The sequence below is a fragment of the Thermithiobacillus plumbiphilus genome (assembly GCF_038070005.1).
In the GTDB taxonomy this organism is placed as follows: Bacteria; Pseudomonadota; Gammaproteobacteria; order Acidithiobacillales; family Thermithiobacillaceae; genus JBBPCO01.
Window position 1 is genome coordinate 1 of record NZ_JBBPCO010000020.1, and the last position, 9,492, is coordinate 9,492.

The 9,492-nt window shown below is 58.2% G+C and carries 10 protein-coding genes, 1 pseudogene and 1 other annotated feature; of the genes and pseudogenes, 1 reads left to right on the plus strand and 10 read right to left on the minus strand.

The annotated features are described in order from the left end of the window. The 8 genes and pseudogenes from WOB96_RS14520 to WOB96_RS14280 form a co-directional block, all read right to left on the minus strand. Positions 1 to 156 (minus strand): annotated as a pseudogene (locus WOB96_RS14520) (hypothetical protein); the annotation flags it as partial. A 69-nt stretch (positions 157 to 225) separates the two neighbouring features. Further along, on the minus strand, positions 226 to 750 hold the full coding sequence (locus tag WOB96_RS14250) for a helix-turn-helix transcriptional regulator (RefSeq protein ID WP_341371972.1): 525 nt from the start codon (positions 748 to 750) through the stop codon (positions 226 to 228). Positions 751 to 753: 3 nt separating this feature from the next. Continuing rightward, positions 754 to 1,029: a hypothetical protein gene (locus WOB96_RS14255; protein ID WP_341371973.1), complete on the minus strand. Its 276-nt coding sequence runs from the start codon at positions 1,027 to 1,029 to the stop codon at positions 754 to 756. Positions 1,030 to 1,451: 422 nt separating this feature from the next. Continuing rightward, the gene (gene qatD / locus WOB96_RS14260; RefSeq protein ID WP_341371974.1) at positions 1,452 to 2,201 is read right to left on the minus strand and encodes a Qat anti-phage system TatD family nuclease QatD; all 750 of its coding nucleotides are present in this window, start codon (positions 2,199 to 2,201) and stop codon (positions 1,452 to 1,454) included. Then, the gene (gene qatC, locus WOB96_RS14265; RefSeq protein ID WP_341371975.1) at positions 2,198 to 3,475 is read right to left on the minus strand and encodes a Qat anti-phage system QueC-like protein QatC; all 1,278 of its coding nucleotides are present in this window, start codon (positions 3,473 to 3,475) and stop codon (positions 2,198 to 2,200) included. The genes qatD and qatC overlap by 4 nt, the downstream gene beginning before the upstream one ends. Continuing rightward, complete coding sequence (qatB, locus tag WOB96_RS14270; protein ID WP_341371976.1) at positions 3,472 to 4,332, minus strand: Qat anti-phage system associated protein QatB; 861 nt, start codon at positions 4,330 to 4,332, stop codon at positions 3,472 to 3,474. Before qatB ends, qatC begins: the two co-directional genes overlap by 4 nt. Beyond that, complete coding sequence (locus tag WOB96_RS14275; protein WP_341371977.1) at positions 4,310 to 6,211, minus strand: KAP family P-loop NTPase fold protein; 1,902 nt, start codon at positions 6,209 to 6,211, stop codon at positions 4,310 to 4,312. The genes qatB and WOB96_RS14275 overlap by 23 nt, the downstream gene beginning before the upstream one ends. A gap of 39 nt (positions 6,212 to 6,250) precedes the next feature. Further along, positions 6,251 to 7,357, minus strand: a complete 1,107-nt coding sequence (locus WOB96_RS14280) for a KTSC domain-containing protein (protein ID WP_341371978.1) — start codon at positions 7,355 to 7,357, stop codon at positions 6,251 to 6,253. Positions 7,358 to 7,438: 81 nt separating this feature from the next. Here WOB96_RS14280 and WOB96_RS14285 point away from each other — a divergent pair. Continuing rightward, positions 7,439 to 8,667 (plus strand): IS3 family transposase gene (locus WOB96_RS14285; RefSeq protein ID WP_341371979.1). Its coding sequence is split into 2 segments (ribosomal slippage): positions 7,439 to 7,730 and positions 7,730 to 8,667, totalling 1,230 coding nucleotides; the frame shifts between segments, so codons are not numbered across the junction. Further along, positions 7,717 to 7,833: a sequence feature (AL1L pseudoknot), on the plus strand. It overlaps the preceding gene by 117 nt. 186 nt (positions 8,668 to 8,853) lie before the next feature. Here the strand turns inward: WOB96_RS14285 and brnA are convergent. Next, positions 8,854 to 9,087, minus strand: coding sequence for a type II toxin-antitoxin system BrnA family antitoxin (brnA, locus tag WOB96_RS14290; RefSeq protein WP_341371980.1), 234 nt, complete (start codon positions 9,085 to 9,087; stop codon positions 8,854 to 8,856). After that, on the minus strand, positions 9,077 to 9,340 hold the full coding sequence (locus WOB96_RS14525; RefSeq protein WP_423229756.1) for a BrnT family toxin: 264 nt from the start codon (positions 9,338 to 9,340) through the stop codon (positions 9,077 to 9,079). Before WOB96_RS14525 ends, brnA begins: the two co-directional genes overlap by 11 nt. Between the last annotated feature and the right edge of the window lie 152 nt (positions 9,341 to 9,492).

A 9,492-nucleotide genomic window follows, 5' to 3' on the forward strand; every position in this document is an offset into this window, starting at 1 on the left:
GTTCCAGCCCTCCCCCAGCAGCGTGCCGTCGGGGCCGACCAGCACGGCGCCCACCGGGACCTCGCCCTGGGATTCAGCGTGGCGGGCGAGTTCGAGGGCGCGGCGCATCCAGAAGGCGTCTGCTTCGGGGGTGCCTGGGGGCGGAATGTTTTCCATCGTATAAGATCTGGGTATCAGGAAGAATCGATAGCAAGGCCGGCCTTCGCGGGGTCCGGTGCTCCGCGCTTAGGCGATCAACAGCTCCAGCTCCCGGGCTGCTTTCGGAGCAAGGCGGCGGGCTTCATTCGCAAGGTTCACTTCCAGCGTCGCTTTTGCGGTTTCCAACATGTTCCGCTCCAAGGCGTACCCTCCCCTGGCTCCCAGCCAGTCCAGCACTTCAGCCAGATGCCAGATCGAGGCACTGCCTTCGTGGACCGGCGCCGGAAAACTGCCGACATGGTTAAGCATCAACTTGCGCATGTTCTGGCGCGATACGCCCACGATCTCGGCCACATCAGTCAGGCCAACGAAATCCGGGGCCGCCTCGATCAGGCGCGCCCTAGGAATGGCGCGCTTCACGTCGGCCAGTGCGCTGCGCACGGCAGCCTGCGCACTCTCGGCTTCGCGCGTGAATTCCAGCGCCAGCCGGCCCGGCTGCCCAAGGCCGACCAAAGCGTCTTCGCAGCCGGCCTCGCCCAGGCGCTCGATCAACGCGTCCGGATTACGATCTTGCTCGGCAAGCTGGTACTTCAGGGTGAAAGTATATTCCATGGGTCACTCCTCGACTGTCGAGCCGCTTTCGCTCTGCCGCTTGCGAGTCGTGCAGTTGTCCACGACCCGCCTCAGCGCCCGTGCGTGGTTGCCCGGGTTCTTCGGTGTGCTCCATACGCTGGTGATGCAGAACTCGCCGCAGCGGCATTCGTCATCGTTGTATGGACAGTAAATTCGACCCCAGGCGTGACTGCCGCCGATCTCGATGCGCCAGCCCCGTGCTTCCGCATATCTCAGCGCTTCCTCGACTTCCTTTTTCGGATGCGATGGACGGATCAATCAGGGCCTCCAGTATGGACCCTGGCCAATACGGTTGTCAACTGACAACCAACAATTAACCAAGGCTTGCATTGGAGGCATCAAGATTCATGGAATGGATTGCTACTCCACTCAATTGTTTCCGAGGCCTTAAAACCCGTATGGATAATAGCTTTCATAAGGTCGCCAATCTCTATTTACCGTCATTCTTACCGTCAAAAACCGACCGCTTTAACCGGCGCGGGAGATGCACTCGATTTGCGCGGCGGCTACTCTTTCTCATCAATCGTCAACTATCGTCAGCCGAGGCGAAGGCGTTCGGGCTATCTGTGGGACCCTCTGCAGCGACGCATGGCAGGACAGCTATGCTAGCAAACGTTCCCGTACGCTGAAACCTTGAGCTAAGCGACGCGCTGGCACTGCGCCTTTCGCCGGTAATCGTGCTAACGTAACCCCTCTTCGCTGTTCCCGGCAACAAGTGCGCGCAGGTTGGTATGCAGCACATGTTCGGCTTCGGACTCCGATACGTTCCAGAGTGATGCCAGTCCAGTCGTTGCCCTCTGCGCGTCCCACGGCATCGCGCTCCGCCCTTCGATCTGAGCAAAGGGCCCGTCTGTTTCGGTAAGAACACGATCGTGCGGCATGTGGCGAACCAGGCCCCGGGATTTTTCCGCGAGAAGCATCGCCGGACCGACGCTGAACCAACAACCAAGCCCAACTGCGCGCTCTAGATCACGTTTGCTACCGGAGAACCAGTGCAGGATCGGCGTGCCGGCGCTGGGAAATGCCTCTAGGCGTTCCAGCACCGCTGTCGACGCCCGACGACTATGTATCGTCATGATGCGTCCGCCGGCGCGACTGCATGCGCTCAAGATGTGATCGAACACGACTATCTGCTCCTGCCAATATCGCTTGAATTCAGGAGCGCCATCGAGGCCGATTTCGCCGACGTATAAGGCCTCGGACAAGTAATCATCAAACATTCCTAGCTCGCTCTTACGCTGGTGCGCAATCTGAGGATGAAGTCCCAGCGCAGTCCGAATGCGTGAGCCATCCGCCACCAGCGCTGAAGTGCCTCTCCAGGCACTCGGTGTCGTAGTGACTGACAGCACGTACATGCCACGAGCAGTGCACTCCCTCACCACAGCAGGTGGGTCTGGATACAGATCAAGGTGTGCATGGAAGTCGATCATCGAACACCAAGTCCGAGCAACAGCGCCTCCATCTCATTCAACCCTCGCTCGACCGTCAGTGCCAGTTCTTGCTTGTCCATAACAAGTCCCGAACTCAGCGTCGAACCGAGCCAGCGTGCAGTACCCAACTCATCGCGTTCGGCGATTCCGATCAAGGCTGAGCGAACGTCGTCAAAGCCAGCGTGCTCATCGTCATCTATTGCCAGGTCGTCATACACATAGTACGTCGAGTCTTTTCCCTGCCAGTCATGAAAAGCCGCCCGCCGAACAAGACAAGGTACGCATCGGCCGCAGTGCTTGTAGCCAAATTGCTTGAAGCGACCACAGCTGGTTGTCTGGAACGCATGAGCTTCGAGCAACTTCTGATCCGCACATTCACGCAGCATCTCCCCCTTTGTTTTGAAGCGATACGGGTTGATGATTTTTACGCGCAGTCCAGCCGCATCCAGTATTTGTTGCAGCAGCGAAAGCACGGCTGGGTGTGTCGTGCGTGTGCTGAGACTGCCAAGCCTTCCCCCGGTCAGTGGCGGATTGATCGCGATGAAGCCGTTTTCGCATACGTACAGAGGGACTTGCTCGCCCGCGTGATAGCGAGCCAGCGTTGTTGCCATGAACACGCCATAGGCGAGAAACACCATCGAGCGAGCGCGCTGGGATGGCGGATTTTCGGGGTCCGGTACATCGGCGTTGTGATTGACCTGAAAGTGTCGAAGCCCGCCCCCGATCTCCGCAGCAAAGGCCACTTGCTTCTCGCCGTCCCCTCGCACCATCTGGCTTACAGCGAGGAGCCTCTTTCCAGCCGCCGCAAGATCGATGGCCCCAATGTAGCTATCAAGGCCGCCTGACAACAAGACAACACAATCCTCCACAGGGTGTACGGCTTGGCGGTCAGGTTGCGGAAGAATGCCTCCCTCCACGAAACGCAGTGCCCATCGATCCGTGCTGAGAAACGCCAGCAACTGTTGCAGCGTATCCGCATTGGCATTCCAGAATTGTGCGTCGACCACTGACACTGTCAGCTCGAATTCTCTGGTCCACCCGTCAGGACTGCGCTCGCGATGTCCGGCGAGATCGGCCGACACCACAGCCAAAGCCAATGACAATAGGTCCCACGCTCGCGCCGCAGGGACGATCTTCTCCCGGGCGATAGCGTGCTTCAGGGCTCTGCCCACAGACCCCCGCATGGGGTCGCCAGCGTTTCCATACAGAACAACGTCGAGTTCACTCGGCGTGCCGGCGAAATTGAAATCGGAAAGTGCGCAGGTAATTTTCACTCGGCATACCCTTCGAAAACTTGGAAGGTCTCACGGAGCGCGTTCTGGACGATCTGGGTAATCTTCCCAGCCGCCAGCCCTTGGCCCGCCTCTCGAAGCATTCTGAAAGACGCCGCAACGGTCTCTCGAACATACTCACGAACCTCTTTCAGGCGGCCCAATCCGGTGGCGGCATTGGGAGATTTTTCTCGTATGGTCCTGCCGAGATCCAAGTCAATGCGCCGAAACACATCGCCGGCGACGAAGCGTTCTATAGCCAAATCGCGCTGTTCCTGCTGAAGGTCTCGCAGATCGGCATCGGGGAACTGCTTCAACACGTCGGACAACGCGTCCTTGATAGAAGTGCGACTTGCTTCGGCATCCTGCGTGCCATCGACCGGTCGTACTGCCTCAACAACAGCATCCATCACCTCATCAGCTGACCGGCCGGCAGTAAGCGCGGGATCGAGCGGGCTTCCTGGCGCGGTATACGGATTGCCCGGCCCGCCGGAAAGCGCCGAATAAAGGGCTTGCGCAGTCTGCGCCGTGCCGCCCATACGCCTGGTCGCTGTCGCACTTCCTCCATATCCCTTTTTGACGTACTGCCCAAGGCCGCGACGCATGCTTGCACTATCGCCGCTACGGGCATAGTCCCCGAGATTTCTGTTGGCCCCGAGAAATCGACCCCTGGGCGCTACAGGAATCGGTTGGCGAGGCTCAGGGCTCGGGGGGGTCTGCTCCGACGCTTCCCCTTGCTCCGGCACTGCGCCAGGCGGCGCGCCTTCAGCGGGAAGCGCCGGAAGCGGGATATCCGGAACCCACGGAGGAACCATTGGCACCCCCGAGGGAGAGCCGCTACTTGACTGGGACGTTCCCATTTTCCCTCCTGGCTTTTATTGCGTTCTTCACCTGCTTGGAGATGTCTTCGTCATCATTCCAAGCGTCGAATACATTCTTCGACCACAGCTCGTCATTAATTTTGGGAATGATGCTCGCCTTGATTTGCACGGCTGGGCGCTCTCTCAGGAAGCCCGACAAGCGCTGTCCTTGTGGGGCATCCGCGGCCGCTACCGCCATGCAGGCATCCAAGATCGGAGGCGTTCCCCACTCCTGCTCTTGCCGCGCACGACCAAGCAGACGATCCATGATCACTGACATTTCGGATCGCGGCAGTGCCACAAGTCGATCCTTGATGCTGCTGGCCATGTCGGGATGTTCCAGAAGCCCTTCCAATAGGTCGGCAGCTTCCGCTGATAGCCGATCCTCCGGGGTGATCAGGGGCGCGTGCTCGCGGCTGACATAGAGGGCGCCGCGCAAGTCGCGTCCCCCGAGTTGCGGCGGCAGGCGCAGCCATTCGGTGATGAACGAGTCATCCCATGGTGCCTTGTGTTGAACCGCCTCCCCAGCGATGGCCTTTTGCTCCCATTCAACGAGGAATGCTGGCTTTCCGTCGGCACTCTCGGTGACGGATTTGATCAGCTCCACATATGCCTTGGGGTCACCGCACCGCTCGAAAAGGAGCACCTTGGCGAGTTCGGATTCATCCACCCCGACACCTTGGGCGCGAGACATCGACATGCGAATCGACAACGCGTTGAGGAAGCGCTTGATCAGCCGGGGATTGCCTGCGATGCCGGTGGCGCTAGTCATCAACGGTGCAAGCCGATCCGCAGCGTCGAGGCGTGCGATCAATTCATCCGGCAGCTTGTCGTTCAAACCTCTGAGGAACTTGAGATCGACGCGCTTGCCTTGCCAAGTTCGACTCAACTGCGAGCACACCTCCGCCCGAAGCCTTTCCTTTTCTTTGGGATCAAGGCTGCTGTTCTCGACGAATAGCATAATCATGTATGCACGAACCTCTTGCGTCCCCAACGGCGGGACGCGAATCGGCACTTGAATAAGCTTGTCGAAGTAATTGATGACAAGCTCGTCGTCAACGCCCTGGAAGTGCCGCTTGACTGCGTGTTTGATCATCTGATCGTCGGCAGCGATGACGAAAGCCGTGTGCTCCAGGAACAGAAGGAGGCGAATCGCCTCCAGCGTGGAGATCGTGGTTTCCGGAAGGCACCGATCCAGATCATCGATCAGCACCACCAATGTGACGCCCATCTCTTTCAGCACATCTTCGAAACTCTTGCGAAGAGCTTCAATTTCCTTTGGAGGCGAAGTGTTTTTTTTTGGCTTGATCAAATCTGCCGCCGACTCGCTTGCTTTCCCTGCGGCGGACTTGGCTGCATCGATGGATTCTTGATCGACTTGACCCGCGACCACGCTCTTGCCAAATCCCCAAAGCTCCCCGAGCAGGCCCGTCGATGGCAACCCCAATGCAAGCGAGACCGCAGAACTGGCCGATAGCTTGATCGCGCGAAACCAGTTAACCCGTTCGAGCAGGTCCTTTGCTTTATCTATCCCGGTCTTTCGTTCCTCGGCTTCCTTTGCCAACGCCGAAGCAACCACTTCGATCAATGCGGCGCGCGCATCGTCATATCCTTGATAGAGCCACGCATTGAACTCGACGAAGATGAATCTGCTCGGCTTCTCCGTATCACCCGTACCGGGTGCTTGTCCCTTCTCAGTGGGCCGGGCCGACAATTCAGTGCGGATCAGCTTGATCATCGAAGACTTGCCGACACCCCACGCGCCGGAGACACCAATAGAGATAGGCCGTGATTGAGCCTGTTCGATGATCTCAGCAACAGTTTTAGCAATGCCGCCAAAATTCAAAAAATCCTGCGCAGTCTCGTTGTCTGTCCACATCGTCGGATACTCCTCCCTATTTCGAAATAGCGCGTTGACTCACACCCGCGAGCACGGATAGGCAGGCTTGATGTAGGCGTGCATGAACTTACCCTTCGAGTCCGATGCCATGAGTTGCTGGTAGATCGGCTCGGGAACGTTGTAATACTGATAGAGCCCGCTGTTCTTGAACTCGACTTCGAGTGTGCTACTGGTCGGCTCGTAGCCAATGGATAGCACTGTCGATGAGTCCACCATTTCTCGTTCCATGCTCTCTATCTCCTCTTGTGCAACTGGGGTGCGCAACACGCGCAATGTGGTCCAGGTAGGGTTTTGTGCGCGCCAGGACGCCGCAACACGTTCGTAGCTTTCCGGCAGACGAGCACCCTGCCAGCGCTTGGCGACATCAGGGTCTTCGCTATTCGGTCGGTGCTTTTCATCCGGCAGGGTGATACGACAACGGATAGGAAGACGCGCCGCCTCATCGGTGATGATGACCTCCCCAACGCGCAGTACAGGCAGACTGTCAATCACGCCCGCCAGGTTGTCCGGCAACGATGCCTGAACCTTCGCGCGATCCGATGAGTTCGAAAGACGCAGCGTGATGAACGTGCCGCACTGAGAGAGGATGGTTTCGTCGACCTCAGATGGACGCTGGCTGACGACCATTGCACCGATACCGAACTTGCGCCCTTCCTTCACGATCCGTTGAACCATGACGCGCGCTGGCCCGTCGGCGTCTTTGGAGAGATAGCGGTGCGCTTCCTCCATCACCACGAGCAAAGGCCTTGCGATACCACCCTCGCTCTTATCCCTGCCCCAGAAGAGACCCTCATAGATGATCTTGAGAATTGCACCGATCAGACGGGCGACCACAGTGCTGGGAATCCCAGACAGATCGAGAATCGTGATGAGCTTGTCATGCCCAAGCCACGCCTGCAGCAGTTCTGGCAAGTCCTTCGCAGCCTTGCCACTGAGGTCGGGCTCCCATTCACCAGGATGCAGTAGGAAATCGTATTGGCGGTCCAGCAAGCGGGATCGCATCTGATCCAAAGGACGGCGGATGCCCAGCACACCGATCTGATTGATGAAAGGCGCTGCGGACCCGGCCCCATGAGGTTTGTAGCGCGGTGCTTTCAGCGTCGCTGCATCACCGGCTTCATCCAACGCCGGCTGAGTTCGCGGTTGGTCAGCCCATTGAATCGCCCCGGGTTTTGAGGAGGCTCTGACATCTGAGAGAATGGAGCCATGACCAAGACCAACAAGTTTTCCCCTGAAGTACGTGAGCGTGCAGTGCGGCTGGTGCAGGAGCATCGGGACGAGTATCCCTCGCTCTGGGCCGCCGTTGAATCCATTGCCCCCAAGATTGGCTGTGTGCCCCAGACGCTGCTGGAGTGGGTCAAACGGGTAGAGGTGGATTCCGGTACCCGTGCGGGCACGACGACAGCTGAAGCCCAGCGCATCAAGGAGCTGGAGCGCGAGGTCAAGGAGCTACGCCGTGCCAATGAGATCCTGAAGCTGGCCAGCGCGTTTTTCGCTCAGGCGGAGCTCGACCGCCGGCTCAAGTGATGTACGCCTTGGTGGATGCCCATCGCGTTACCTATGGGGTCGAGCCGATCTGCGAGGTTCTGCAGATTGCCCCATCCGCCTACTGGCGCCATGCGGCAAGGCAGCGTCATCCGGCATTACGCAGTGCACGTGTCCGGCGGGATGCCGTGCTGATGTCAGAGATTGAACGCGTCTGGCAGGCCAATCTGCAGGTCTATGGCGCTGACAAGGTCTGGCGCCAGCTGAACCGTGAAGGCATTGCCGTGGCCCGCTGCACCGTCGAGCGCCTGATGAAACACCTGGGACTGCAGGGCGCCAGACGGGGCAAGGTCGTGCGCACCACGATCAGCCATGCCAAGGCACCCTGTCCGCTGGATCGCGTGAACCGCCAGTTCCAGGCGGACAGGCCCAACCAGCTCTGGGTGTCTGACTTCACCTATGTCTCGACCTGGCAGGGTTGGTTGTATGTGGCCTTTGTCATTGATGTGTTTGCCCGGCGCATCGTGGGCTGGCAGGTCAGCCGTTCCATGCAAACCGACTTTGTGCTCGATGCGCTGGAGCAGGCCTTGTATGCCCGTCAACCCGGGCGGGCAGATACGCTGATTCATCACTCGGATAGAGGGTCGCAATATGTCAGCATCCGCTACACTGAACGGCTGGCCGAGGCCGGTATCGAGCCCTCAGTGGGCAGCAAGGGCGATTCCTATGACAACGCCCTGGCTGAAACCATCAATGGGCTGTACAAGACCGAGCTGATCCATCGCCGCGGTCCCTGGAAGTCTCGGCAGTCCGTGGAACTGGCCACACTGCACTGGGTGCACTGGTTCAACAACCATCGGCTGCTGGAGTCAATCGGCTATATCCCGCCAGCCGAAGCAGAGGCAAACTGCTACCAGCAACTCGCCCAAAAGGACAAGGTTGCTGCCTGAACTTAAACCAATCTGCCTCTACGATTCCCGGGGCGATTCAATCGACTGAGACAGAAAATCACAGAATGAACCAGGAACGGTGGGTCAATTTCATTGGCCAAAGGTGGGGCAAAATAAATGGCCATTGACAGCGTATATGGGCGGGGGATCGCCCCACCTCTTATAGCAGGTCACATCCTTTCCGATTTATTTGTTAGAAGCCGTTTGTGCCAAGCGTTCGGCCAGCCACACTTTGATGATGGACTGCCGCGTCACCCCAAGCCGACTCGCTTCCCTGTCCAGGGATTCAACCATCCAATCCGGAAAGTCCACGTTCACTCGCCGCTGCTTCTGCAGAGGACGATGCGCCTTCGACAAATCCAGTACCTCCAACATGTCCTGACCGTTGTCAAAATCCGCTTCGAATTGTTTAGCTTTCATATAAAGCCACCTCTTCCTCTCGCGCACGACGCACCGAAATGATCCGGATGCTACTCCCTCGGTGCGTGATAATTGCCGACCAATGTTTCCCATGGATGCACCCTATGACCAGGCTTCTCGGTTCGTCAATCGTTTTTGCCGGAATCTCGATCAAATAGGGATCACGCCACAGCAATTGGGCTTGAACAAAGTCAATCCCGTGTTTCGCCAAATTGCCCTGGCTCTTCCGTTCGTCAAATTCAAAGGAAAACATGGTATGAAAATTATACCATTGCCACCCGGCATGCAATAGCTTCCAGGAGACCTAGCCTCCGCTCGATGGAAGGGTCAGTTCATTCCCGGGGCGATTCATAACGCCCGCCATTACCGGTGACAAAACCGCAACGAAGCGGAGGGCTTGGCATT